This is a genomic window from Polynucleobacter sp. es-MAR-4 (assembly GCF_018882055.1).
Lineage (GTDB): Bacteria > Pseudomonadota > Gammaproteobacteria > Burkholderiales > Burkholderiaceae > Polynucleobacter.
In genome coordinates this window covers 504,775-528,001 of sequence record NZ_JACVPF010000001.1, presented here as the reverse complement: position 1 = coordinate 528,001, position 23,227 = coordinate 504,775, and the positions used below count along the sequence as shown (strand labels likewise).

Here is a 23,227-nt window from a genome sequence, read left to right as displayed (position 1 = left end):
TTCTAGCAAGGCGATGGCAAAATGGCATAAATGCAAACAATTCCTCCTTTTTTGACCCATGGCTGAAGTTATCTGCCTCTGCAATGAGGTTCTTGATATAGATCTTCGCGAATATCTCGACGAGCATCCGATTAACTCCATTGATGAGTTACGTGAGCAGGCTTCCATTTGCAATAAGTGCATGCAATGCCAGGATTTGGTTGAGGGTGAAATTTATTTGGCACGCGTAAGACGCCAACGCGCTGCAGGACAGTTTTAATGACTCAAATTCACTTAGGTCGATTTAGCGTCATGACGATGAATGTGCATAAAGGTTTATCTCCTTTACACAGAAAGTCCACTATTTATGAGTTACGTCAAAAAATGCGTAGCCACCACCCGGATTTACTATTTCTGCAAGAACTTCAACAAGAACATCGCGGGCGAATTAGGCGATTTGGCCAATGGCCTTTGACTGAGCTAACCCATTTTTTATCTGAAGACTTTTGGCATGATTGGCATTACGGAAAAAATGTCGAGTATCCCAACGGTCATCATGGCAATGCGATCCTCTCTAAAAGGCCATTGCATAAGGGTGAGAACTATGACATCTCTGCTTATCGATTTGAGAGGCGGGGTTTGCTTCACAGCATTACCCAATTAGAGGGAGTGGCAACGCCAATACATTGTTTTTGTGTCCATCTCGCTTTATTTGAAAGAGGTCGGGAGCGTCAACTAGATGAGATTATTCATTACATAGATTCTCTTGCTGGTGGTGGCCCAGCGATTGTGGCGGGCGACTTTAATGATTGGCGCAACCGCATTAGTGCACCGATGCGTGCCGCTGGTTTTGACGAAGTTTTTGAGGTGCTCACCGGCGCCCCTGCAAAAACTTTCCCAAGCGTAAAGCCGATGCTGCCGATGGATCGAATTTATGTGCGGGGCTTAAAAGTCCATTCTGCAGAAGTGCTGCATGAATGGTTGAAATTATCTGATCACTTAGGCATTACAGCGGAACTTGAAATCTTATGAACATATTAAATTACCTACTGGGATCCATCTTTGGTTTTTCATTAATTTGGGTGCCAATAGCACATGCCATTATTGTGATTCTGTTCGGATTCAGATTGATTTCCGTAAGAAGGCCGGTAGGTGTTGTTCTCGCATGGTTCCTGATTGTGGTTTTGTTCCCGGTTCTAGGTATCAGTCTCTATATCTTGATTGGCGAGCGCCCCGTTGGTCGTAAGTTGACTCGAAAAATTATTCGCATGGATAAGGAGTATGCGGCTATTACCGACAGTATGCGCAAGCGCTACTCGGCAGATAGGCAGCAGTTACCAGTAGAGGGAAGGGCGCTCAGCTTATTAGCAGAGGCCAAAAATGGCTCTCCAGTAGTTGCTGGCAATAAGATTGAGCTCCACACTAACTCGCTAAATATTCTGCAGCAATTTATTGATGAAATAAATCAAGCAAAGAAAACGCTGCATTTGGAGTTCTATATATGGGCTCTGGGCGGTGATGCGGATCGTGTTGGCGAGGCCTTAATTGCTGCAGCTAAGCGCGGCGTAACTTGTAAGGTATTACTAGATTCCCTTGGTAGTAAAGACTGGTTTAAATCTACCTGGCCTAATCGCTTCAGAAAAGCAGGAATTCAGGTAACAGAGGCCTTACCCATTCAAATCGGGCGCTTTCAATTTCGCCGCGCTGATCTCAGGCTGCACCGCAAGATTTTTGTAATCGATAACGCTATCGTGTGGACCGGTAGCATGAATATGGTTGACCCGCGTACATTCAAACAAGACTCAGGGGTGGGTGAGTGGGTTGATGCCATGGTCAGAATTGAGGGACCTGTTGCATCCCAGTTTGAGCTGACATTCTCATTTGACTGGAGTGTTGATAATCCAAATATTACGCACTTCAATGATGTAGTGCCGGCCTCTAGTCCGGATGAGGGAAAGGTCTTGGCGCAAGAGTTTTCTTCTGGGCCAGTCTATCGTGACGATATCTTGTATCAGGTACTGCTCTCTGCAATCATGGATGCGCGAGAAGAGCTCACCATTACTACACCTTACTTTGGGCCAGACGATGGTTTGATTCAGGCCTTAATGGCTGCGGCTAGTCGGGGCGTAAAAACTACTTTGATTGTGCCGAAGTTAAATGACTCTACTTTGGTCGCTTGGAGTAGTCGCAGTTATTACGCCGATCTGATGAGTGCTGGCGTCAATATCGCTGAATTTCATGGCGGCTTATTACACACTAAGAGTTTGTTGATTGATAAGAAAGTGGCGATTTTTGGTTCAGTGAATTTTGATCAACGTAGCTTACGTCTCAATTTTGAGATTAGCTTAATCGTCTATAACGATGAGTTTTGCGCCAAGCTTGAAACTTTGATTGAGTCCTACTTGGCTCAATCCGATATGGTCGATCCAGTCAAGTGGAGCAAGCGTCCACGTTGGCGCTTCATGCTAGAGAATGCCGCCCACCTGTCTTCACCTTTGCTTTAAATCGCCCCTTGAGTGCGCATCGATTCAATTTCATTTGCTGAAATGCCTAACTCAGACAGGATTGCATCAGTATGTTGGCCAACTGCGGGAATGGAATCCATGCGGTAGTCGAAGCTGTTATTGCTACCCGGGGGTAGCATGGCTGGAATAGGGCCCACAGGTGAACCCACTTGCACCCATCGATCTCGTGCTTTGAGTTGATCGTGATTCCATAGGCCTTGCATATCATTGAGGCGGGCATTGGCAATTTGGGCCTTATCTAGTTTTGCAATTACCTGCTCGGTGGTGAGCTTGCTAAAGCAAGCGTCAATGATGGAGAGCAATTCATCTCGCTTTTCATTGCGCTTGAAGTTTTTATCAAAGCGCTCATCTTTAGCAAGGGCTTGATTTTCAAGAACCACCTCGCAGAATAAAACCCATTCACGATCATTTTGTAGGCCCAGCATGACGGTGCCACCATCACCCGCCTTAAAAGGTCCATATGGGTAGATCGTTGCATGAGATGCGCCATTACGAGGAGGGGGTGTGGCTCCTTCATACGCGTAGTAGAGCGGATAACTCATCCATTCACCTAGGGACTCGAGCATAGATACATCGATAGTGGATCCCTTGCCAGTTTTACCTCTCTGCAGAAGTGCCGCCAGAATATTGGTGTAGGCATACATGCCTGCCGCAATATCTGCAATCGAGTTTCCTGCTTTGCTCGGAGTTTCTGGTGTGCCGGTAACCGATAGGAATCCGGCCTCACTTTGAATCAGTAAGTCGTAAGCTTTTTTATCGCGATAAGGACCATCATTTCCATAGCCCGAGATATCGCACAAAATCAAACCTGGATTATCTTTTTGTAAGAGCTCTGCAGTTAGCCCCATACGTGCTGCTGCACCAGGTGCTAAGTTCTGCACGAGTACGTCCGCAGTTTTGAGAAGTGCTTTGAGTGCCGCTAATGCGGATTCTTGCTTGAGATCTAAGGTCAAACTCTCTTTGGAGCGATTCACCCAGGTGAAGTGAGAAGACATGCCATTAACGCGCTCATCATAGGCGCGGGCAAAGTCTCCAGCGCCTGGCCGTTCAACCTTGATGACGCGTGCACCTAAATCAGCTAACTGGCGCGTACAAAAAGGAGCTGCAATGGCATGCTCCAGGGAAATTACGGTAATGCCATCTAGAGGGCGAATGCTCATGTAATTACTTATCCAGCTGAATGAATGAAAAGACCTGACTTCCTAGAACGAGCGAGGGAGCCCCAGAACGTGCTCGGCTACATAGGAATAGATTAAGTTAGTCGAAATTGGTGCTACCTGATAGAGACGAGTCTCTCGGAACTTGCGCTCGACATCATATTCATTAGCAAAACCGAAGCCACCATGAGTTTGCAGGCAAACGTTGGCAGCTTCCCAGGAAGCTTTAGCGGCCAGGTACTTAGCCATATTTGACTCTGCGCCACAGGCTTGTTTGGCATCGAAAAGTTCACAGGCTTTAAAGCGCATCAGGTTGGCAGCTTCCGTCTCAATATACGAATCCGCAATTGGAAACTGAATACCTTGGTTCTTGCCAATCGGGCGATCGAAAACTACGCGCTCATTAGCGTAACGACGTGCTTTATCTACAAACCAATAAGCATCACCAATGCATTCGGCAGCAATCAGCGTGCGCTCTGCATTGAGTCCATCCAGGATGTACTTAAAGCCTTGACCTTCCTCGCCGATTAAATTCTCAGCAGGAATCTCTAAGTTATCAAAGAAGACTTCATTGGTTTCATGATTCACCATATTGGCAATTGGCTGGATTGTCATACCTTTGCCAATCGCATCCTTGAGATTGACGATGAAGATGGACATGCCTTCTGATTTTTTCTTTACCTCTGCTAGTGGGGTAGTGCGCGCCAGCAGAATCATTAAATCAGAATGCTGAATGCGAGAGATCCAAACCTTCTGACCATTCACCACGTACTTATCACCTTTTTTGATGGCGGTAGTTTTGAGTTTGGTGGTATCAGTTCCGGTAGTAGGTTCTGTCACTGCCATAGTCTGAAGGCGCAATTCTCCGGTAGCGATTTTAGGGAGGTAGAGTTTCTTTTGGGCATCCGAGCCATGGCGCAGCAAAGTACCCATGTTGTACATCTGACCATGACAAGATCCCGCATTACCGCCAGAGAAATTGATCTCCTCCATGATGACGGAGGCTTCGGCAAGACCTAGGCCGGAACCACCGAATTCCTCTGGAATTAAGGCGGCCAACCAACCGGCTTGCGCCATGGCATCGACAAATGCTTCTGGATAGGCTCGCTCATGGTCCACTTTTTGCCAGTATGCAGAGTCAAAACTTCCGCAAAGGTCGCGCAAGGCTTCGCGCATATCTTGGTATTGGTCTGGCTTGGGGATAGGGTGATTCATTTGGCAATCTGTAAATAAGAGTAGTTGAACAATAGGCGTATTCCTACAGTTTAAGCAAGAATTCAGAATTGCGGGCGAGCCAAAACCAGTCTTGCCCATCCAGCTGATTGTTAGCCTTGATGGGGCTTGGGGCATACTTGGGGGATGACTAAGAACTTGCTTGCTAGCTTACCCGGGGCCCTTGCTTAATGGAGCAAATGCTGAGCCAGTTCTTCGACTTCTTTGGTATGCCATCAGTTGGTTTGCCCGCAGTATTTATCAGCGCCTTTGTCTCTGCAACTTTGTTGCCCGTTGGCTCCGAGCCCATCCTGTTTGGATATGTATCTGTTAATCCACATCTGTATTGGATTGCTATCCTTGTTGCCACCATTGGCAATACCTTGGGGGGTATGTTCAATTGGTGGCTTGGACTGCTCAGTCGCAATAGTTTCGAGTCTCTTAAGGGGCCCTCAAACGGCAGAATGCAGCGTTGGTTGGAAGAGCGGGGCCCAAAGATGCTCCTATTATCTTGGCTGCCTGGATTTGGTGACCCCCTTTGTTTGGCTGCAGGGTGGCTTAGGCTGCCTTGGGCGCCTTGCTTGATTTATATGGCCATAGGCAAGCTACTGCGTTATCTCACGATGACTTGGCTTCTAACCCTGGTGCCTAATAGCGTTTGGCATCAATTGGGGCATTGGCTTCATCTCATCTAAATTCTTCCGTTGTATCCTATATTTTTCTTGTATATCTCTAGAGGGCAATCATGTCTCAATTAAAAGGTAAAACCGCACTTGTCACTGGCTCGACTAGTGGCATTGGTTTAGCAATAGCTATTGGATTGGCAAAGCAGGGCGTCAATATTATGGTCAATGGCTTCGGTGAAAAAGATGCTGCTATTGCTGCCATCAAGGCTTGTGGTGTTGAGGTGGATTATCACGGTGCAGATATGAGCAAGCCTGCTGAGATTGAAGATCTGATTCAGCAAACTGAAAAGCGCTTTGGCGCCCTCGATATATTGGTGAACAACGCAGGCATTCAGTACACCGCTAATGTAGAAGACTTTCCAGCGGATAAGTGGGAATCAATTATTGCGATTAACTTAAGCTCAGCTTTTTACACTTCTCACCACGCTTTGCCTGGAATGAAGAAGCGTAATTGGGGCCGCATTATTAATATTGCTTCCGTACACGGCTTAGTTGGTTCAGTTCAAAAGTCGGCTTATGTGGCTGCTAAGCATGGCATTGTTGGCCTAACTAAAGTGACTGCACTAGAAAATGCAAAAACCGGCATTACCTGCAATGCAATTTGCCCGGGATGGGTGTTGACGCCCCTGGTTCAGAAGCAGGTGGATGCACGTGCTGAGCGTGATGGAATTTCAAATGAAGAGGCTAAGAAGGCGCTGGTTTCTGAGAAACAGCCTTCAGGCGAATTTGTGGCTCCAGAGCAATTGGCGGCCCTGGCTGTGTTCCTCTGTGGCCCTGACGCCTCTGAGGTGCGGGGAGTGGCCTGGAACATGGATGGCGGCTGGACAGCCCAGTAAGCTTCAGAAGGGGATTTCAAGCGAAACCCCTGTTTTCATGCCCAAACAAAATCGCCAGAATCGTCTATAGTTAGGGCGAATATGGCTGCTATAGCTATCCGTTTAAAACGATTTACAAGGAAGAAATGATGGAACATACATTACCTCAGTTACCTTACGCACTAGATGCGCTTTCACCATTTATCTCAAAAGAAACTCTCGAGTTTCACTATGGCAAACATCATCAGACTTATGTTACCAATCTCAATAACTTAATTAAAGGGACTGAGTTTGAAAATGCTTCTTTGGAAGACATTGTTAAAAAATCTGCGGGCGGTGTTTTCAATAACGCAGCCCAAGTATGGAATCACACTTTTTATTGGAACAGCATGAAGCCAAATGGTGGCGGCGCTCCAACAGGTCCATTAGCTGACGCTATCAATGCCAAGTGGGGTTCTTTCGATAAATTCAAGGAAGAGTTTGCAAAGTGTGCAATTGGTACCTTTGGATCTGGTTGGGCTTGGTTGGTGAAGAAGGCTGATGGCTCCCTAGACTTGGTTTCTACAAGCAATGCTGCTACTCCACTGACAACTGATGCAAAGCCTTTAATGACTTGCGACGTTTGGGAGCACGCTTATTACATCGACACCCGTAATGCGCGTCCAAAGTACCTAGAAAATTTCTGGAATGTAGTGAACTGGGATTTTGCCGGCAAGAATTTTGCCTAATTTCATCTGACATCCATATTTAGAAAGCTTTCATGTCATCTATTTTTACCTCATTAGGACGCACTGTTTTAGCTGGTTTTGTCCTCCTTGTTTTAATTGTTTTGGCTTTAGGTGCAAACCTCAGTTCAATTGAATTGCCATTTCTGTTCCGCTGGATTCACGTGATGGTTGGTGTAATGTGGATTGGTCTGCTTTGGTACTTCAATTTTGTGCAGATTCCTTCGATGCCAAAAATTCCGGATGAGCAAAAGCCGGCCATTGGAAAAGTCATTGCTCCGACAGCTTTATTTTGGTTCCGCTGGGCGGCCTTATTCACTGTTGTGAGTGGCTTGATCTTGGCCGTATTGAATGGTTATGCACATCAAGCATTTACGCTGCAAGCTCCATTCCGCGCAATCGGTTTAGGAATGTGGATTGCTTTGGTGATGGCATTCAATGTTTGGTTCATTATCTGGCCAAATCAAAAACGTGCCTTAGGTATCGTTGCAGTTGAGCCAGATGTAAAGGCAAAGTCAGCTCGCATCGCGATGTTGACTTCACGTTTCAACACCATGCTGTCCGTTCCAATGCTGTTTTTGATGGTTGCTCAATCACACAACTCAACATGGTTTGTTGTTGTTGCTTAAGTAAATCACTGCAGTTCATTAAAAAGGCCCGCAATTGCGGGCCTTTTCTTATCTCTAGATCCATTCAGACCATTTGAGGTCGCCTACAAAGGCTTGCCTCTACTGCAGTATTGGCGGTAGCTCTTTTGTCAGTGCGCCACGTTGTGCTGTTGCCGTTCCAAGTAGGGCAAAGCCAAGTAACTTACCATCACCAGATTCAAAGCGTGCCTCAAGACCATCCTCAGACGAGATTGTTTTCCAAGTGCCGGTTGCCCCTTTAGCTGGCGGCGAAACAATGGTCGGTAGCGAGGGGGTCTTCACCATTACTGGCATAGCAGGGTAGGTGAGAGTGGCCGGCTGTCCAATGAGGCTTGGTGCTAGAGCGCGTGCTGCCTGCATGATCGGCATGACATAGGGTAGAACCAGGCCGTCGACTTCAGCGCAATCACCAATCGCAAATATATTTTTCGAGCTAGTCTCTAGTTGGCGATTAACGGTAATGCCTACACCCGTTGCAATCCCTGCAGCCTTCGCTAAATCCAGGCGGGGCTTAAGACCTACAGCTGACAGAAACACATCGCTAGTAATCACAGATCCATTTGCGAGAGTGACTGAAATGGAATCCCCGTTGCGGTCAATCGATTGCACGGTCGTATTAAAGTGCCAGCGAATACCAGCCTCACTTAACTTTGATTGCAGGGCTTGAGCTGCTGCCTGGGGTAGTAATCGACCTAAGACCTGTGGTGCTAAGTCAATCACGTCTACTTCATAAGAATCTAATGCCAAGTCATTTGCAAATTCGCAGCCAATAAGGCCGGCCCCTAGAATGACAACACGCTTCTTACCTTCAATTTTTTTGCGAAATTGGGCATACTCAACGAGGTCATTAACGGTAATGACTTCATTGGCTGCATTGCCTTGTAAAGGCAGGCGAATTTGATCTGCGCCCAAACCCAGCACTAGCTTTCCATAGGAAATTTGTCCCTTGGAAGTTTCAATGGTCTGAGTGGCGGTATCGATGGCTGATACATCAGTCTCCCCTAGAATCGTTATTTCTAGTTGAGCTGCCATACCTTCTACATTAGTGGAAACCAATTGCTCCGCAGACTTCTTACTAGCTAGCGCAGTAGAAAGCATTGGCTTTGAGTAAAAGTAGCCTGGCTCGCGAGTCACGAGCGTGATCGGTACGGTCTTATCGAGCTTGCGCAATTCGCGAATAACTGTAAAGCCAGCTAATCCGCTGCCAATAATCACAATGCCGGATTGAGATAAATCTTTTTGATGATCCAAAGCTGGACTCCCTAATAATGCAGTTGAAAGAATGGTGTTTTGCTTAAATTAGGAGACTTGCACCATCTCAAAATCAGACTTTGCTACGCCGCAGTCTGGACACTCCCAATCATCAGGAATATCAGCCCAAGCAGTGCCAGGGGGGATGCCTTCTTCAGGCAAACCTTTTGCTTCGTCATAGTTAAAGCCGCACACGATACATTGCCAAGTTTTCATCAGGATTCCTTGCTAATAAAGATTACGAGCAGTTTAAATTCAAAATCAGTTGTTAGTTGGGATCCCATTCTTTTGCACTCAGCTTCTCAATATTGATTTATATGCTGAATAGGAATGCTATTATTTATCCAATAAATTGATTATAGGGATACCTACACATTATGGCCGCTCTACCTTCATTGCGTCAGCTTCGCTATTTTGCGGCCGTTGCTCAAGAGCTTAATTTCACTAGGGCAGCAGAGATCTGCTTCGTAGGTCAATCCACGCTGAGTGCTGGTTTAAAAGAGCTGGAAGATGTCCTGGGTGTTCGCTTGGTCGAGCGGGATAGGCAAAACGTAGCCATTACTCCAATTGGTCTAGAGATTTTGGAGAGGACGAAGACGATCTTGGCCTCATCTCAAGATCTGGTGGAATACGCGAGTGCGTCTGGTCAGTCTATGGCGGGGACAATTCGCTTGGGTGTGATTCCGACTATTGCACCATTTTTATTGCCATATGTATTGCCTGATATTCGAGAGCATTACCCCGATCTGAAAATTGCTTTGCGCGAGGATTTGACTGCAAACTTGTTGGCGCGATTGGCTGATCACCAACTCGATTTCGCATTAATTGCCTTGCCCTATGACACGTCTGGACTCTTGGTGAAAGAGTTATTTATCGATGAATTTTGGTTGGTCGCCGGCGAAAATGATCCTGCACTAAAAGGCAAGGAAATTCATTTGCCGACCAAAATGGTGGAGAGGTTGTTATTGCTGGAGGAGGGTCACTGCCTTCGAGATCACACCATGCAGGCCTGCAAGCGTTCCGATATTCGTAATGTTGACGGCATGGAGGCAACTAGCCTGCTCACCCTGTTGCAAATGGTGGAATCTGGCATGGGTATTGCGCTACTTCCTGAGATGGCAATCAAAGGAGGGCTTTTAAATGGAACCACACTGGTAGCTCGGCAGCTTGCTCCACCCGCCCCCAATAGGGTGATTGCGCTTGTTGCCCGCGCATCTACTGCACATCTTGAAGAGTTTCAGGTGCTGGCTGAAAGCATTGAGTCCAGATTTAAATCTAATCCAAAAGTGAGTCGCGCTACTCGAAAGGGCGCTCAAAAGGTTTAATGGGCTACAGGCAAGACTTTGTTATCCCTGCTAAAGTTGCTCATCAATTCACATATCCAATTTCAAAGAAAGTAGTTCATGTCCGGAAAAGAAATCATGTTTACCCCCGTCAAGCTTGGCTCTATTGAGTTAAAGAATCGCCTAGTGATGGCGCCGCTAACTAGAATGCGCGCTATCGATGGAGATGTGCCAAGTCCATTGGCAAAAACATACTATTCACAGAGAGCAAGTGCCGGCCTCATTATTAGCGAAGCAACGCAAATCTCTCCAATCGGAAAAGGTTACCCTGCAACCCCTGGAATTTATTCTGCCGAGCAAACTGCAGCGTGGAAAGAGATTGTGAGTGCTGTGCACGCCAAGGGTGGCAAGATGGTTGCCCAGTTATGGCATGTTGGCCGTATTTCTCATTCATCTTTACATCCAGAGCAGGGTCTACCTGAAGCGCCTTCTGCAATCCCACCTGCTGGCCAAACCTACGGTGCCGATTGGAAGTTGCATGATTACGAAACTCCTAAGGCGATGACGACTGAGGATATTGCGCGCCTACTAAAGGATTTTGAATTGGCTGCCGGCAATGCTAAAGCAGCAGGTTTTGATGGTGTGGAAATTCATTCTGCGAATGGCTATTTACTCGATCAATTTTTGCAAGATAAAACCAATCAACGTACTGATGAGTATGGTGGCTCTATCGAAAACCGTATTCGCCTATTGGGCGAGGTAATTGAGTCGGTTGCTAAGGTGTTCCCGAATGACCGTATCGGTGTACGCCTGTCGCCTTATGGCAGCTTTAACGATATGGCCGATAGTGATCCTATCGCCTTGTTTAATGCAGTGATCCAAAAGCTCAATGGTTACCAGTTATCTTACGTCCACATGATTGAGCCGCGCTCAACGACTGCTGGCGGGAATGATCAGGTTGATGCAGGCGCTCCAATCACTTCGGAGATGTTCCGAACTGCATACAAAGGTCAATTTATTAGCGCTGGTGGATATGACCAAGCTATGGGTGAGGCTGTCCTTGAGGCTGGTTTAGCGGATGCAGTGGCCTATGGACGTTTGTATATTGCTAATCCGGATTTGGCTGAGCGTTTTGAGCAGGGCGCAGCTCTGAATGCTTATAACCGCGCAACATTTTACGGCGGAGCGGAGGTCGGATACACCGACTATCCAACACTCTAATCTTCAAAAGATGAATCAGGGCCTCTATCGAAAAATGGGGGCCTTATTTTTTGTCTTCAGGATCTTTCAGTAGATCGTAGTGGTTCGCAACGAGCAGTAGCGCAATTGAAGCGCAGCCCATGGCAAAGAATTCCCATTGATGCAACATGGCAGTGCCAACGACAGTCATTAAGATAGTCCATCCAACTGCCATCTTGGCTTTTTTACTTAAGGGTTTCATATATCAGAATTCAGTTAAGAAGTTATCGAACAGAAAGTCTAGCTCTAGCGCTAAGCTCATTTAGGGCTCCGCGTTTATCGATCTGAGAAAGTCGTAGCGCCTCTTGTTCAAAGTCAATTTGAGCTGGATGAAACTCAATATTGCCTAAGTGAATGACATAAGTCCACACCAACTCACGACCTCGATCTTTGTATACATCTACAACGCGCTTCATTTTTTACCGCCTATAGTATTTGCAGGACTCTGCACAGAATTCATATTGTGTTTTAAATCAATTAAATTTCGTGGATCAATGCGAATCACGCCACCACGAGGGCTATCAATGTCTGCAATCAAAAAGAATGCAACAGAAATCATCATTGGAAATATCATAAAGAGGCCGACATTGCGCTTAAAGTTTCTAGCGCCAAAACCCACTAAAACATTTGCGCATACAGCAACTGCAGCCATTAACCACCAGGCGGCTGTCGGAATGCGATTCCACCATGCAGCCTGTGTATATCCCTGAGAGTTGATGACGTCATTCATTCCAGAGACCGCTAGCGCAATAGTTGGGGTGGATTGTGCGCGCGCCACTGGGAGTAATTCATTCCACATGGCATTTTCTATTGAAAGAGTGCGCTGTGTAATTTGCTTGGCAGTCTCTCGATCTTGTTTGGAGTAGAACAAGATGCGCTGATCCAAGTAATCGTTCAAAAGCCCCTTGATAGTTTCCGCCACTGGGTTCGGCAAGAGATCAGCTCTTAAAAACTCAGTGCCGATGGCATTTGCCTCTGCTTCCTCGTAAGTCTGGCGCAGATCATATCGAGCCATGGCCATGGAGAAGGTGAAACCAATAATGAGACCCAGCAAGGTCAGTGTCGCAGTCTGAATAATCCCTAAATCTGCAGAGGTCTCGGTATCCTTGGTGCGGTACTTGCTGAGTATTGCATTGCCAAACCAGACTGAGCCCGAGAGGGCTACAGCAGAAACGGCAAATACCAGTTCGGGGTAGTTGGCTAAGTGTGGAATATTAAAAAGTTCCTGGATACAAAATATCTTTAGTCACGTTTTGAATGTCACGGTGGCCTGTAAATGCCATAGTGATGTCCAATTCGTTATGAATGATTTCGAGACATTTGGTAACGCCCGCTTCACCCATAGCGCCCAAGCCATAAAGGAAGGGGCGGCCAATCATCGTGCCACGAGCGCCGAGCGCCCAAGCCTTCAATACATCCTGTCCAGATCGAATGCCGCCATCCATCCAAACCTCAATATCTTTGCCAACGGCGTTCACGATACCCGGTAAGGCTTTGATGCTAGAAATCGCGCCATCTAATTGACGACCACCATGATTGGAAACAATCAAGGCATCTGCGCCAGAGTTAGCAGCATGGCGCGCATCTTCTTCATCCAAGATGCCTTTAATGATGAGCTTGCCACCCCAGAGTTTCTTAATCCACTCTACGTCATCCCAGCTTAGCCCAGGATCAAACTGCTCAGCTGTCCAAGAGGAGAGGGAGGACATATTGCCAACACCAGTGGCGTGACCAACAATATTGCGAAAGGTTCTGCGTGGCGTCATTGCCATACCCATGCACCAACGCGGTTTGGTCATCATGTTGATCATGTTGGCAATAGTCAGCTTTGGAGGCGCAGACAGACCATTCTTTAAATCCTTATGACGTTGCCCTAAGATTTGTAAATCCAAAGTCAGAACAAGGGCAGAGCACTTGGCTGCCTTCGCGCGCTCAATCAGACGCTCAATAAAGCCACGGTCTTTCATGACATAGAGCTGAAACCAAAATGGCTTAGTGGTGCGTTCTGCAACATCTTCAATAGAGCAAATACTCATGGTGGATAGGCAGAATGGAACGCCAAATTTTTCCGCAGCACGAGCAGCCAGAATTTCACCATCTGCATGTTGCATGCCCGTTAATCCAGTTGGCGCAAGTGCTACTGGCATCGCAACCTCTTGACCGACCATGGTAGTTTTAGTGGTGCGGTTGGTCATATCTACAGCAACGCGCTGACGCAATTTGATTTTCTGGAAATCGGATTCGTTGGCTCGGTAAGTGGATTCAGTCCATGACCCGGAGTCTGCATAGTCATAGAACATCTTAGGGGTGCGCTTCTGATGCAAAAGTCGTAAATCTTCAATATTGGTGATGATTGCCACTAAAACCCCTTTGTATATTGCCAATGCCAGATGTCTGGCGCTAATTTAAGCTCTATCTTAGCAATACCAGGCAATTTGTTTCTACAATGCGTAGGCAAGGCCCTTCTTGGGGCTCAAAATACCCATTTATTCACTTATATCCTCCTGAATGCCTCAAATACCCCTGTCGACCGTCTTCTATTTAACGCTGGCTACTTTGCTGTGGGCGGGTAATGCGATCTCTGGACGGGTATTAGTGGGAAGTATTTCTCCAATTACCTTAAGTGCAGTTCGGTGGGGTCTGGCGGCACTACTGTTGCTCCCTATGGGGTGGAAGGTGTTCAAACCGAGCAGCGCCCTTTGGCAAAACAAAGGCCGTTTCTTGGTCTTAGGGCTTTTGGGGGTAGGTAGCTATAACGTGCTGCTGTACCTTGCTTTGCAAACCTCCACCGCCATCAATGTCACCCTCATCGGCGCAAGTATGCCGATTTGGATGCTCTTTATTGGCGCCGTCTTTTATAAGGTGAAGCCAACGCTGTTGCAGATGTTGGGTGCAGTTGTTTCTTTAGTGGGTGTTGCTGTCGTTCTGACGCGTGGCGAACCCACTAGTCTATTGAGTATGGAAGTAGTGATGGGTGATTTACTCATTATGTTGGCCACCATTCTTTGGGCTTTCTATAGCTGGATGATCAGTCGCCCGGGGAAGAGTACCGAACGACAATGGCCGTGGGCTGAGTTTTTGATGGCGCAAGTCTTCATTGGATTTATGTGGACGATGTTGTTTGAAGGTGCAGAGATTGCCTCAGGACACGCTTTTATTGATCTCAACTACTGGACGGGTGCACTGATTATCTTTGTGGCAATTGGACCTTCCTTGATTGCCTATCGTTGTTGGGGTTTGGGAGTGAACGGCGCTGGGCCGACAGTAGCGGCATTCTTTGCCAATTTCATCCCCTTATTTACAGCTTTACTCTCGGCTGCCATTTTGGGCGATCCACCCCAGCTTTTTCATGGCCTGGCTTTTGCCCTGATTGTTATCGGAATACTGGTCTCTTCTACAGCGAAAAAAAGTAGCTAACCCGTCTCATTTGCTTAAAAAGCCTGTTTTCAGGGGGTGGGTACCCAAACAGCACTAAATCAGTATCATTTAGGGCTAATCACACGATTTACTAGGAACTTACTATGCCAGGCTTACTCCCGAATGTTGATCCAGACGGTTTATTAGAGTTTTCGGTTGTTTATACAGACCGCTCGCTCAACCACATGTCTGAAGAATTCAAAAAAGTCATGGTGGACATCTCTAGCGTCCTGAAGGATGCGTATAACGCTAGCTCAGCTGTCATCGTTCCGGGTAGCGGTACTTTTGGTATGGAGGCAGTTGCTCGCCAATTTGCCAATAATGAAAAGTGCCTTGTTTTGCGCAACGGTTGGTTTAGCTACCGTTGGACTCAAATTTTTGATCTAGCCAATATTACTCAGGACGTTACCGTTATCAAAGGTAAGCAATTGGAAGATACTGCGCAGGGTGTTTTTGCTCCGGCACCGATTGAAGAAGTAGTGGCCTTCATTAAGAAAGAAAAGCCAGCAGTTGTTTTCGCTCCTCATGTAGAAACCTCTGCCGGAATTATTTTGCCGGACGACTATCTCAAAGCGGTTGGTGAAGCAGTTCGTTCAGTCAATGGTTTGTTTGTGCTGGATTGCATCGCTTCAGGCGCAATGTGGGTAGATATGAAGGCTTGTAATGTTGACGTGGTGATTACGGCGCCTCAAAAAGGCTGGAGTAGCTCACCTTGCTGTGCCTTGATTGCGATGGGCGACAGAGCACGCGAGCGTATTGAGTCTACACAAAGCAGCAGCTTCTCAATGGACCTCAAGAAGTGGCTCCAAATTATGGAAGCCTATGAAAAGGGTGGTCACGTGTATCACACCACCATGCCAACAGATGCACTCAAAATCTTGCGTAATGTAATGAAAGAAACTCAGGCCTTAGGTTTTGCTGCGCTGAAAGCTAAGCAACAAGAGTTGGGTGATAAGGTTCGTGCCTTATTGGTATCCAATGGCTACCACTCAGTTTCGGCAAAAGGCTTTCAGTCTCCTGGCGTAGTAGTGAGCTATACCAAGGATCCAGAAATTCAATCAGGTAAGAAATTTATTGCGCTGGGTTTACAAACTGCTGCTGGCGTGCCATTGCAGTGTGATGAGCGCCCAGACTTCCGTACTTTCCGAATCGGTTTGTTTGGTCTGGAAAAGTTAGCTCATGTTGACCGTACTGTTGGTCATCTTGCAGCAGCTCTGGAAAAAATTACTGAGACTGAAGCGCAACCAGCTTAAGCAGTAAAAAAGAGTAAGCCAAAAAGCCGTCTTAGGACGGCTTTTTCATTGCCTCAAGTGCAAGCGGATTAGGGGTGGCTTCGCTTACCTTGGTTAGGACATTGGTATCTAGGTGATGAAAAGGTTCAGCCTGGCCTTTAATCATCATCACGGTATCTTGTTCGTAAGACCAGGTGCCATCCTCCAGGATCGTCACCATAATGCGGTACTCAATCGTTTTAAACGCGTAGTCTAAAAAGGGGCTGGAGGAAATTCCGGCAGTTGGATCATCAATTTTGGCTACGCATTCAAACTGGGTTGCATTAGCTGAAGCTTTGCCTGTCGCCATGGTGATCATGCCGCGAGGAATGGTGAGCGTATGAACAATGGATCCAGTCGCCGGCTCCCAAAGCCAGTAGCCAACTTGATCATGATAGGTTTTGACTTGATCTGGTTTGGTGATATGGAGGTGATAGCGCAAACCATAAAACAACTGTGGCCCATTGGTTTGTGGATCAATTGGCTGCATCTCAATACGCTCGGTATACACCTGCTTCTTTGAACCTTCGGCTTTGGGTTTAATGTCTAAGCCCCGCTGACCTTCCCAGATCCCAGCAAGGCGGGTAAGGGGGCCTAGGTTTTCTAGGGTATTGATGGAATATCCCTGAGGCTCTGTATAGATATCAGTGGGAAAAGAGTTCATGCGACGCCTTAGTGAAATGAAGCATTAATGCCAAATAATTGAGTATTATCAAATTATCCCAAACCTGATGGAGTCTTAAATGAATATTCGCTTTGCAAAACTGACTTTGGCCACACTCATTTCCGCCTCTATTGGTTTATCACCGCTGACTGTGATGGCGGCTGATCCAGCGCCGGCTCCTGCTCCAGTAGCTGCTCCAGCAGCAGTGCCTGCTACTCCTGCACCTGCTGCCCAGCCAGAGAAGGCTGCTAAGAAGTCTAAGAAGCAGGCAAAGAAAGATAAAAAAGCAGAGAAAAAAGCTAAGAAGAAATCAAAGAAAAAAGCAAAAGCAGCGCAAGAGCCTGCAGCAGCTCCACAGCAATAAATTCGTAGTAATTAAGTTAGGGGGTCGGATCCCTCAAGGTCTAAGGGCTTTGTGGAATTCAACCCCTTTTGCTTTTCTGGTGCATTGTTACGCACCAACAACCACATAGCCCCCATTACCAAACTCATTCCACCAAGCTGAATCCAGGTAATTGGTTCGGATAGCACGATCCAGCCCATAAATAGTGTTGAGACTGGTCCAAGTATTCCGGCTTGGGCAACGAGAGGTGATCCAATGCGATTAATCGCAATCATGATTAAGAGCATGGGAATGACAGTGCACAGACTGGCATTGAGTAGGCTGAGCCAATAAATCTGATGTACTTGTACAAATACAGCTGCAGGATCGTAAATCAGAATTTGAATGATGCTCAGCAGTGCAGACGCAGAACTGGCATAGACCACTAAGCGCACGCTACCCACGCGCTTTACCATTTCTCCAGATCCAATCATGTAGATTGCATAGGAGCATGCGCTGGCAAAAACCAGCAACATGCCGAGCGCGGCCAAAGAACCAGTCGAGCTGGCATCTTGGATGAACACTACGATCACGCCAAGATACCCAACAACCAGCGCATACCATTGCAAGCGACTAATGGATTTATTTAATACAAAATAAGAAATCAACAAGACGATAGTTGGGGTGAGGTAAAGAACAATTCGCTCGAGCCCAACAGAAATATATTGCAGTCCCAGAAAATCGAGATAGCTCGAAAGAAAGTAACCCATAAATCCCAGGGCAAATATCTTGACTTGATCACGCCAAGTAAGTGCACTCATGACTTGTCGACGTGCCTGCCACCAATAAATTCCCCAGAAGAGGGGAAGGGCCATTAGCATCCGCAGGGCAATTAAAGTTTCCGCATTTGCGCCATAGCCAAATGCAAGTTTGATCAGAATAGCTTTTCCGGAAAATAGGACTGAGCCTAAGCCGGCCATTAGGAGGCCGTATACATAACGACGATGCTGGAGAATTCCGCTAGCTGATTGCATGCTGTTTTATAACAGCTTATTTAAGAGGCTCCGCATTTCTAAAATGACCTCTGATGGAGTAAGTCCAATCGGCCCAATTTGCTTAGCAACCAAACTATCTGCTGCGGATGCATGGAGCTGAACTCCTACGCAACTAGCTTCCCACAGGTTGAGATTGTGGCGTATGCCTTGGGCGGCAATTGCTGCAATAGTGCCGGTTAAGGCGTCACCCATTCCACCGACAGCCATCCCAGGATTGCCTTCGGCGCATTGGACTGGTAAATGAGTGGAAGAGGCAATCAGTGTATGTTGACCCTTGAGCACCACAATGGAGTTGGTGAGTTTCACTAAATCAGATAGGGCGCCAAGGCGGTTTGCTTGGATATCCGAGGTAGTCGTATTCAGAAGATGTGCAGCCTCTCCAGGATGCGGGGTGAGAACACTCATGCCTGGGAATGCTTGATTACGTTGCTTGAGAAGATCTAAATACTCCGGAGTATCGGCAATTAAGCCCAGAGCATCAGCATCAATCACTACTGGCACTGTTGGGTAGCGTAGTACGGCTATCAGCCAATCTCTTGCAAGATCTGAGAAGCCTAGTCCTGGACCAATGGCAATCACATCGGGTGCCGTAGACTGCAATTGCTCTTCGGCGTGAAAGCTAGCTAAGCGCACCATCAATTCAGCTTGTTCTGGCATGGCATGAGCGGCTGTAGGATCGAGCATTTCCAAAATGGTCCAGCCAGCTCCTAAGTGGAGTGCGGCGCTACCAGACAGCATCAAGGCGCCGGCCATACCAGGTGCGCCACCAATGAGCAGGACTTTGCCGGCATTTCCTTTGTGCTCTGAGGGTGCTCGCTTGAGGCGGGTGATGAGCTCAAGCGAGTTGAGTTTGGCGGGAGAATTCATACAAATAGTATCGCTCGAATCAGTGTCTTAGCAATGAATCTTATCGGGAGTATGCTTTAGGAATGAAAATCCAATTTCTCGGTGCGGCAGGTGAGGTTACAGGCTCAAGACATTCTGTGGAGGCCACTGTTAGTGGGCGTGAAGTCCGATTTATGGTGGATTTTGGTATGTTCCAGGGCGGGCGCGAAGCGACTACAAAGAATTTAGAGCCCTTACCATTTTCTCCCAAGGAAATTGATTTCGTCGTACTAACGCATGCGCATATTGACCATAGTGGTCTCTTGCCAAGACTATGCGCCCAAGGTTTTTCTGGCCCCATCTATTGCACGGATGCCACATTCGAGTTACTTAAGATCTTGCTGCCTGACAGTGCTCACCTTCAGCGTTCGGATGTTGAGCGGGCGGAACGTAGACAAAAGGCAGGTAAGTGGCGAGGGGATTTGCCTGTCGCGCTGTATTCCATGGAAGAGGCTGAGCTCGCACTTGGTCAATGCGAAGTTCTAGCTTATGGGGAGCATCTAGAGCTATGCAAGGGTATTGATTTGGAGTTCCAGAACGCGGGACATATTCTGGGATCTGCAATTGCACTGATCGATGTCACCGAAGACCATGCTAAGAAAAAACGCTGCGTTTTCTCCGGGGATATTGGTATGAAAGGTAAGCTCTTAATGCCTGATCCCACCAGGATTGAGCAGGCAGATGTAGTGGTGGTGGAATCAACCTATGGAGATCGCCTGCATAAAACTTTGGCTGATACCGAGGCAGAATTAATTCAAGTGGTGAATAGTACTCTGAGCGGTCATGGAAATATTGTCATACCCGCCTTTGCTGTTGGCCGTACACAGGAGATTCTATTTCTATTGATTGATTTGGTAAGGCGTAATTTATTACCCCATCTGAGTATTTGGGTTGATTCTCCGATGGCAACTGCAGCTACCCACTTGACGCAACGTTTCTTTGCGCAATTAGATAAAGAGTCCCAATCCACCTTTGAGTGGTTTCAGAAAAATCCGGGTGCGGTGGATCTGCGATTTATTGCTGATGTAGAGGAATCTAAAGCGCTCAATAAGATCAAGGGCGGGGCGATCATTATTTCTGCGAGCGGGATGTGTGATGCTGGCCGGATTGTTCATCACTTGCAAAATAATTTGCCGCGTGCACAAAATGCAATTGTCATTACTGGTTTTCAGGCCTATGGCAGTTTAGGTCGTCGCTTGGTAGATAAGGCAACTAAAGTACGCCTCTTTGGTGAAGAGGTTGCGGTACGTGCATCTATTCATACGATTGGTGGTCTATCCGCCCATGCTGATCAAGCGGGCTTATTAGATTGGTTGCGTGGTTTTAAATCTTCACCCCAATCCGTTTTTGTGGTCCATGGCGAACCCGAGGCATCGGCCGTCTTGGCTCAATCAATACGGGAAGAGTTGGATTGGAATAATGTCATCATTCCAGAGCGTCTTCATACCTATTCTTGTTAACACTTACTCTGCGACTTTGGCGCCCTGAACTTGGTGACGTTGCATTGCCTCTGCAATGAAACCAGAAGTCTTGAGCTGCTCTATCTCATTACTAAGATAGACATTTGTTCTTTCAAAATTAATTCGTGCTTTAGGAATTCCAATGGCCTGGTTGATCACCATAAAGCGGCCGGGAAGCAGTCGCAATCCTTCATAGCGTTGTGCATCACTCTCTAATTGCTGTTTAACTCCAGCGGCAACATTTCCCGCTCCAGACATAAAGTCATCTACCACTGCTTGTGAGTTGGCTGAACGTAACAAACTTGCTTGTTTGATCTCGCGAGTGAGATAAAGGTCGTAGGCACTACCTTTGCCAACGACAATTTCGTTGCCTGCTGCATCTACATCTTCATTCTTAGTCAGCGGTGAGGATTCCTTAACCATATAGGCACCTTCAATCTGAATGTAGGCGGGGGTGTAGCTGATGTCGGTTCCACGAATAGGGTCAATTGCCACAAATACCAAATCTATATCCCCCGATTTCACGGCTTCAACTGTCGCCCCAGCCATCTGATAGCAGGTGAAAGCAATTGGCAGCTGTAGATTGCTGGCAATGTGATTTGCAATGTCGACAGTAATCCCTTTGGGTTTGCCTGTATTTTCATCTAAGCTGGCTAAAAGAGGATTGCCTAAATTAATACCCACTCGCAAGATGCCAGTGGGAGCAAAAGAGCTCAGTGCTGAAGGGTTCAATTTATGCATTTGAGGGAGGGGTGAATAAAAAGTTATAAAAAAACCGCGGCGAACCGCGGCTTGTTTTTCTCTGGAAGAGATTATTTCTTAGCGTCAGCCGCTGGAGCTGCTGCAGGTGCAGCTGGAGCTGCAGGAGCATCCTTCTTAGCTTCTTCCATGTGAGCTGCTTCAGCACCATGCTTTTCGCCACCCATATCAATGTCGCCGTCGCCCTTGATGAGTAAGTAGGCTGTAGCACCAAGTAATACTAGTACCATGATGATGATTGAACGGTTGCTCATTGCTTTTCCTTCGGTTTGGTTAATATCTTCTAATATTAACGCCTGTAGCGCTAGCGGTAAATCCGAATAAGCCCTAGATGCCAAATTAATGCAATATTCTAGGTAGTAATACTAATTTTGATGGTGCATTTCTGGATTCAATCGTCTCACTAATAGCACTCAGAATCTAAGATAAACCATTATGAAAGCTTGGAATAAAGGTCCATAGATGAGCTCAAGACTCCCTGTCAATAACTCCCAAACCATCACTGATTTTCTGAATCTACAGAGAAGCCAGCTGGAGGAAAATAATTCTGAAGATTCCTATCGTTTTGCGTTTGACGATCAAGCCTTTTTAGCCCGCCGTGAAACTTTGGGGCTACGCTTTCAGTTGGAGCTATTAAAGCCGGAAATACTCTTGCATGAGCGGGGAATTGAGCACACGATTACGGTTTTTGGGTCTACTCGCTTTGTAAGCTCTGAAAAAGCGCGAGAGTTAGAGAAGGATGCAAAAACACCAGAAGCTATAGCCGAGGCTAAACAAGCATTACTTCACTGCAAGTACTATGATTCCGCAAGAGAATTTGGAGCAATTGTCGCAGGCTATAACGCCACCCAATCTGAAGATCGAAATAAATTACACATCGCTACTGGTGGTGGCCCCGGAATTATGGAGGCTGCAAATCGCGGTGCGTTTGAGGCAGGGGATCAGAGTATTGGTTTTAATATCAGCTTGCCGAGAGAGCAGCATCCCAATCCCTATCTCACCCCAGGTTTAAGTTTTCGCTTTCATTACTTTGCCATTCGAAAAATGCATTTCATGCTCAGGGCGAGGGCGATTGTGGCCTATCCAGGGGGCTTTGGTTCCTTCGATGAGCTTTTTGAGGTCCTTACCTTAATGCAAACTAAAAAGGTGGAGCGCTTTCCGATCATTTTGGTGGGCAAGACCTTCTGGCAGGAAGTGATTAACTTCAAGCAAATGCTTGAGCATGGAGTGATAGACCAGGCAGATATCGATTTAATCCACTTTGTTGAAACTGCCCCAGAAGCGTGGGCAGTCATTCGAGACTGGTATCAGTTGGCCTAAAGATCTCGCGGGAACTGTAAAATAGGCATGCAGACACTATGACTATCTCTAACACCATAAACCTAAGCTCCGAACTGGATCTTCCCGCCTATTTATTTGGTATCGCCATGCTTTTGCTAGTGATGCTGGTGCATGGCCTTGTATTGCTCCAAATTGCAAAGCGCTACGAGGTTAAATCATTTCTATATCTTTCGGAGCAGAAGTACTCTTCAGTCGCTTTGGTCTTTTATATCAGTGTGCTGTGCTTATTTCTGACGCATATTTTTGAGATCATCCTCTGGGGTATCTCCTTGCGAGCATTTAATCTTCTACCAAATTTAGGTGAGAGTATTTTATTCAGCGGTAGCACCTATACCGCAATGGGTTTCATGGATGATCTCTTGCCAAAAGGTTGGAAGATGTTGGCAATTATTATTGCTTTCTCAGGCATGTTTGCTTTCGCTTGGACTGCTTCGGTCATGATCTCCATGACCAAGAATTTTCGTCAAGCCTATACCCGTTTGCATATGCAAAAACTTAAGCTGCCGACTGAAGTCATTGAGCGGTTTAAGTGAG

At 46.8% G+C, this 23,227-nt stretch carries 28 protein-coding genes; 15 read left to right on the top strand and 13 right to left on the bottom strand.

Annotated elements, in window-relative coordinates:
- Window positions 1–58: 58 nt before the first annotated feature.
- From ICN16_RS02660 to cls, 3 genes are read left to right on the top strand one after another with little or no spacing between them, the layout of a single operon-like run.
- Window positions 59–259, top strand: coding sequence for a hypothetical protein (locus tag ICN16_RS02660; RefSeq protein ID WP_216133690.1), 201 nt, complete (start codon window positions 59–61; stop codon window positions 257–259).
- Entirely contained in the window at window positions 259–1,011 is a 753-nt protein-coding gene (locus tag ICN16_RS02655; RefSeq protein WP_216133688.1) for an endonuclease/exonuclease/phosphatase family protein, read from the top strand. The genes ICN16_RS02660 and ICN16_RS02655 overlap by 1 nt, the downstream gene beginning before the upstream one ends.
- On the top strand, window positions 1,008–2,483 hold the full coding sequence (gene cls / locus ICN16_RS02650; protein WP_216133677.1) for a cardiolipin synthase: 1,476 nt from the start codon (window positions 1,008–1,010) through the stop codon (window positions 2,481–2,483). The genes ICN16_RS02655 and cls overlap by 4 nt, the downstream gene beginning before the upstream one ends.
- Here cls and ICN16_RS02645 read toward each other — a convergent pair.
- Both ICN16_RS02645 and ICN16_RS02640 read right to left on the bottom strand, forming a co-directional pair.
- Complete coding sequence (locus tag ICN16_RS02645; protein ID WP_216133675.1) at window positions 2,480–3,664, bottom strand: CaiB/BaiF CoA-transferase family protein; 1,185 nt, start codon at window positions 3,662–3,664, stop codon at window positions 2,480–2,482. The two genes, cls and ICN16_RS02645, sit on opposite strands and share 4 nt — an antisense overlap.
- A gap of 42 nt (window positions 3,665–3,706) precedes the next feature.
- Window positions 3,707–4,876 carry an acyl-CoA dehydrogenase family protein gene (locus ICN16_RS02640; RefSeq protein WP_216133673.1) on the bottom strand — a complete coding sequence of 390 codons (1,170 nt, stop codon included), beginning with the start codon at window positions 4,874–4,876 and terminating at the stop codon, window positions 3,707–3,709.
- A 188-nt stretch (window positions 4,877–5,064) separates the two neighbouring features.
- Between ICN16_RS02640 and ICN16_RS02635 the strand changes: the two genes are divergently transcribed.
- From ICN16_RS02635 to ICN16_RS02620, 4 genes are all read left to right on the top strand, one after another.
- Window positions 5,065–5,568 (top strand): YqaA family protein, encoded by a 504-nt coding sequence (locus ICN16_RS02635; RefSeq protein ID WP_216133671.1) that lies wholly within the window; start codon window positions 5,065–5,067, stop codon window positions 5,566–5,568.
- Window positions 5,569–5,618: 50 nt separating this feature from the next.
- Window positions 5,619–6,395, top strand: a complete 777-nt coding sequence (locus tag ICN16_RS02630; RefSeq protein WP_216133663.1) for a 3-hydroxybutyrate dehydrogenase — start codon at window positions 5,619–5,621, stop codon at window positions 6,393–6,395.
- Between the two features lie 128 nt (window positions 6,396–6,523).
- Window positions 6,524–7,102, top strand: coding sequence for a superoxide dismutase (gene sodB, locus ICN16_RS02625; protein WP_216135614.1), 579 nt, complete (start codon window positions 6,524–6,526; stop codon window positions 7,100–7,102).
- 32 nt (window positions 7,103–7,134) lie between these two features.
- Window positions 7,135–7,728 (top strand): urate hydroxylase PuuD, encoded by a 594-nt coding sequence (locus tag ICN16_RS02620; RefSeq protein ID WP_216133661.1) that lies wholly within the window; start codon window positions 7,135–7,137, stop codon window positions 7,726–7,728.
- A gap of 99 nt (window positions 7,729–7,827) precedes the next feature.
- Here the strand turns inward: ICN16_RS02620 and ICN16_RS02615 are convergent, their stop codons facing one another.
- Together ICN16_RS02615 and ICN16_RS02610 are read right to left on the bottom strand one after the other, a co-directional pair.
- Window positions 7,828–8,997 (bottom strand): NAD(P)/FAD-dependent oxidoreductase, encoded by a 1,170-nt coding sequence (locus ICN16_RS02615; protein WP_216133658.1) that lies wholly within the window; start codon window positions 8,995–8,997, stop codon window positions 7,828–7,830.
- Between the two features lie 48 nt (window positions 8,998–9,045).
- Window positions 9,046–9,213, bottom strand: coding sequence for a rubredoxin (locus ICN16_RS02610; RefSeq protein ID WP_215333414.1), 168 nt, complete (start codon window positions 9,211–9,213; stop codon window positions 9,046–9,048).
- A gap of 161 nt (window positions 9,214–9,374) precedes the next feature.
- On the opposite strand from ICN16_RS02610, the gene ICN16_RS02605 reads away from it, so the two are divergent.
- Both ICN16_RS02605 and ICN16_RS02600 read left to right on the top strand, forming a co-directional pair.
- Window positions 9,375–10,322, top strand: coding sequence for a hydrogen peroxide-inducible genes activator (locus ICN16_RS02605; RefSeq protein WP_216133651.1), 948 nt, complete (start codon window positions 9,375–9,377; stop codon window positions 10,320–10,322).
- A gap of 78 nt (window positions 10,323–10,400) precedes the next feature.
- Window positions 10,401–11,501, top strand: coding sequence for an alkene reductase (locus tag ICN16_RS02600; RefSeq protein WP_216133649.1), 1,101 nt, complete (start codon window positions 10,401–10,403; stop codon window positions 11,499–11,501).
- A gap of 43 nt (window positions 11,502–11,544) precedes the next feature.
- Here the strand turns inward: ICN16_RS02600 and ICN16_RS02595 are convergent, their stop codons facing one another.
- From ICN16_RS02595 to ICN16_RS02580, 4 genes are all read right to left on the bottom strand, one after another.
- Window positions 11,545–11,721 (bottom strand): hypothetical protein, encoded by a 177-nt coding sequence (locus ICN16_RS02595; protein WP_216133647.1) that lies wholly within the window; start codon window positions 11,719–11,721, stop codon window positions 11,545–11,547.
- A gap of 22 nt (window positions 11,722–11,743) precedes the next feature.
- Window positions 11,744–11,935, bottom strand: a complete 192-nt coding sequence (locus ICN16_RS02590; RefSeq protein ID WP_216133645.1) for a hypothetical protein — start codon at window positions 11,933–11,935, stop codon at window positions 11,744–11,746.
- A complete protein-coding gene (locus ICN16_RS02585) occupies window positions 11,932–12,540 on the bottom strand; it encodes a hypothetical protein (protein ID WP_255533568.1) in 609 nt (202 codons plus the stop codon). The genes ICN16_RS02590 and ICN16_RS02585 overlap by 4 nt, the downstream gene beginning before the upstream one ends.
- Before the next feature lie 193 nt (window positions 12,541–12,733).
- Complete coding sequence (locus ICN16_RS02580) at window positions 12,734–13,879, bottom strand: L-lactate dehydrogenase (RefSeq protein ID WP_216133643.1); 1,146 nt, start codon at window positions 13,877–13,879, stop codon at window positions 12,734–12,736.
- A 148-nt stretch (window positions 13,880–14,027) separates the two neighbouring features.
- Here ICN16_RS02580 and ICN16_RS02575 point away from each other — a divergent pair, with 148 nt between their 5' ends.
- Together ICN16_RS02575 and ICN16_RS02570 are read left to right on the top strand one after the other, a co-directional pair.
- Window positions 14,028–14,936, top strand: a complete 909-nt coding sequence (locus tag ICN16_RS02575) for a DMT family transporter (protein WP_216133641.1) — start codon at window positions 14,028–14,030, stop codon at window positions 14,934–14,936.
- A 104-nt stretch (window positions 14,937–15,040) separates the two neighbouring features.
- Window positions 15,041–16,189 carry an aminotransferase class V-fold PLP-dependent enzyme gene (locus ICN16_RS02570; protein WP_216133639.1) on the top strand — a complete coding sequence of 383 codons (1,149 nt, stop codon included), beginning with the start codon at window positions 15,041–15,043 and terminating at the stop codon, window positions 16,187–16,189.
- A 31-nt stretch (window positions 16,190–16,220) separates the two neighbouring features.
- Here the strand turns inward: ICN16_RS02570 and ICN16_RS02565 are convergent, their stop codons facing one another.
- Window positions 16,221–16,871: an FABP family protein gene (locus ICN16_RS02565; RefSeq protein WP_216133637.1), complete on the bottom strand. Its 651-nt coding sequence runs from the start codon at window positions 16,869–16,871 to the stop codon at window positions 16,221–16,223.
- 79 nt (window positions 16,872–16,950) lie between these two features.
- On the opposite strand from ICN16_RS02565, the gene ICN16_RS02560 reads away from it, so the two are divergent.
- Window positions 16,951–17,235 (top strand): protein tyrosine phosphatase, encoded by a 285-nt coding sequence (locus ICN16_RS02560; RefSeq protein ID WP_216133635.1) that lies wholly within the window; start codon window positions 16,951–16,953, stop codon window positions 17,233–17,235.
- Window positions 17,236–17,246: 11 nt separating this feature from the next.
- Here ICN16_RS02560 and ICN16_RS02555 read toward each other — a convergent pair whose 3' ends face one another.
- Together ICN16_RS02555 and ICN16_RS02550 are read right to left on the bottom strand one after the other, a co-directional pair.
- Complete coding sequence (locus tag ICN16_RS02555) at window positions 17,247–18,227, bottom strand: DMT family transporter (protein ID WP_216133633.1); 981 nt, start codon at window positions 18,225–18,227, stop codon at window positions 17,247–17,249.
- A gap of 6 nt (window positions 18,228–18,233) precedes the next feature.
- Window positions 18,234–19,115, bottom strand: a complete 882-nt coding sequence (locus ICN16_RS02550; protein WP_216133631.1) for an NAD(P)H-hydrate dehydratase — start codon at window positions 19,113–19,115, stop codon at window positions 18,234–18,236.
- Window positions 19,116–19,177: 62 nt separating this feature from the next.
- On the opposite strand from ICN16_RS02550, the gene ICN16_RS02545 reads away from it, so the two are divergent.
- Window positions 19,178–20,593: an MBL fold metallo-hydrolase RNA specificity domain-containing protein gene (locus ICN16_RS02545; RefSeq protein ID WP_216133629.1), complete on the top strand. Its 1,416-nt coding sequence runs from the start codon at window positions 19,178–19,180 to the stop codon at window positions 20,591–20,593.
- Window positions 20,594–20,596: 3 nt separating this feature from the next.
- Here ICN16_RS02545 and ICN16_RS02540 read toward each other — a convergent pair whose 3' ends face one another.
- Together ICN16_RS02540 and ICN16_RS02535 are read right to left on the bottom strand one after the other, a co-directional pair.
- A complete protein-coding gene (locus ICN16_RS02540) occupies window positions 20,597–21,334 on the bottom strand; it encodes an ABC transporter substrate-binding protein (RefSeq protein ID WP_216133622.1) in 738 nt (245 codons plus the stop codon).
- 71 nt (window positions 21,335–21,405) lie between these two features.
- Window positions 21,406–21,606, bottom strand: a complete 201-nt coding sequence (locus tag ICN16_RS02535) for a hypothetical protein (RefSeq protein ID WP_216133620.1) — start codon at window positions 21,604–21,606, stop codon at window positions 21,406–21,408.
- A 208-nt stretch (window positions 21,607–21,814) separates the two neighbouring features.
- On the opposite strand from ICN16_RS02535, the gene ICN16_RS02530 reads away from it, so the two are divergent.
- Window positions 21,815–22,672 carry an LOG family protein gene (locus tag ICN16_RS02530; RefSeq protein WP_216133618.1) on the top strand — a complete coding sequence of 286 codons (858 nt, stop codon included), beginning with the start codon at window positions 21,815–21,817 and terminating at the stop codon, window positions 22,670–22,672.
- A gap of 38 nt (window positions 22,673–22,710) precedes the next feature.
- Window positions 22,711–23,226, top strand: a complete 516-nt coding sequence (locus ICN16_RS02525; RefSeq protein ID WP_216133616.1) for a hypothetical protein — start codon at window positions 22,711–22,713, stop codon at window positions 23,224–23,226.
- Window position 23,227 lies beyond the last annotated feature (1 nt).

Coding starts and splice junctions, on each gene's coding strand:
- ICN16_RS02660 (WP_216133690.1), top strand. CDS start 59: ATGGCTGAAGTTATCTGCCTCTGCAATGAGGTTCTTGATATAGATCTT.
- ICN16_RS02655 (WP_216133688.1), top strand. CDS start 259: ATGACTCAAATTCACTTAGGTCGATTTAGCGTCATGACGATGAATGTG.
- cls (WP_216133677.1), top strand. CDS start 1,008: ATGAACATATTAAATTACCTACTGGGATCCATCTTTGGTTTTTCATTA.
- ICN16_RS02645 (WP_216133675.1), bottom strand. CDS start 3,664: ATGAGCATTCGCCCTCTAGATGGCATTACCGTAATTTCCCTGGAGCAT.
- ICN16_RS02640 (WP_216133673.1), bottom strand. CDS start 4,876: ATGAATCACCCTATCCCCAAGCCAGACCAATACCAAGATATGCGCGAA.
- ICN16_RS02635 (WP_216133671.1), top strand. CDS start 5,065: ATGGAGCAAATGCTGAGCCAGTTCTTCGACTTCTTTGGTATGCCATCA.
- ICN16_RS02630 (WP_216133663.1), top strand. CDS start 5,619: ATGTCTCAATTAAAAGGTAAAACCGCACTTGTCACTGGCTCGACTAGT.
- sodB (WP_216135614.1), top strand. CDS start 6,524: ATGGAACATACATTACCTCAGTTACCTTACGCACTAGATGCGCTTTCA.
- ICN16_RS02620 (WP_216133661.1), top strand. CDS start 7,135: ATGTCATCTATTTTTACCTCATTAGGACGCACTGTTTTAGCTGGTTTT.
- ICN16_RS02610 (WP_215333414.1), bottom strand. CDS start 9,213: ATGAAAACTTGGCAATGTATCGTGTGCGGCTTTAACTATGACGAAGCA.
- ICN16_RS02605 (WP_216133651.1), top strand. CDS start 9,375: ATGGCCGCTCTACCTTCATTGCGTCAGCTTCGCTATTTTGCGGCCGTT.
- ICN16_RS02600 (WP_216133649.1), top strand. CDS start 10,401: ATGTCCGGAAAAGAAATCATGTTTACCCCCGTCAAGCTTGGCTCTATT.
- ICN16_RS02595 (WP_216133647.1), bottom strand. CDS start 11,721: ATGAAACCCTTAAGTAAAAAAGCCAAGATGGCAGTTGGATGGACTATC.
- ICN16_RS02590 (WP_216133645.1), bottom strand. CDS start 11,935: ATGAAGCGCGTTGTAGATGTATACAAAGATCGAGGTCGTGAGTTGGTG.
- ICN16_RS02585 (WP_255533568.1), bottom strand. CDS start 12,540: ATGGCCATGGCTCGATATGATCTGCGCCAGACTTACGAGGAAGCAGAG.
- ICN16_RS02575 (WP_216133641.1), top strand. CDS start 14,028: ATGCCTCAAATACCCCTGTCGACCGTCTTCTATTTAACGCTGGCTACT.
- ICN16_RS02570 (WP_216133639.1), top strand. CDS start 15,041: ATGCCAGGCTTACTCCCGAATGTTGATCCAGACGGTTTATTAGAGTTT.
- ICN16_RS02565 (WP_216133637.1), bottom strand. CDS start 16,871: ATGAACTCTTTTCCCACTGATATCTATACAGAGCCTCAGGGATATTCC.
- ICN16_RS02560 (WP_216133635.1), top strand. CDS start 16,951: ATGAATATTCGCTTTGCAAAACTGACTTTGGCCACACTCATTTCCGCC.
- ICN16_RS02555 (WP_216133633.1), bottom strand. CDS start 18,227: ATGCAATCAGCTAGCGGAATTCTCCAGCATCGTCGTTATGTATACGGC.
- ICN16_RS02550 (WP_216133631.1), bottom strand. CDS start 19,115: ATGAATTCTCCCGCCAAACTCAACTCGCTTGAGCTCATCACCCGCCTC.
- ICN16_RS02545 (WP_216133629.1), top strand. CDS start 19,178: ATGAAAATCCAATTTCTCGGTGCGGCAGGTGAGGTTACAGGCTCAAGA.
- ICN16_RS02540 (WP_216133622.1), bottom strand. CDS start 21,334: ATGCATAAATTGAACCCTTCAGCACTGAGCTCTTTTGCTCCCACTGGC.
- ICN16_RS02535 (WP_216133620.1), bottom strand. CDS start 21,606: ATGAGCAACCGTTCAATCATCATCATGGTACTAGTATTACTTGGTGCT.
- ICN16_RS02530 (WP_216133618.1), top strand. CDS start 21,815: ATGAGCTCAAGACTCCCTGTCAATAACTCCCAAACCATCACTGATTTT.
- ICN16_RS02525 (WP_216133616.1), top strand. CDS start 22,711: ATGACTATCTCTAACACCATAAACCTAAGCTCCGAACTGGATCTTCCC.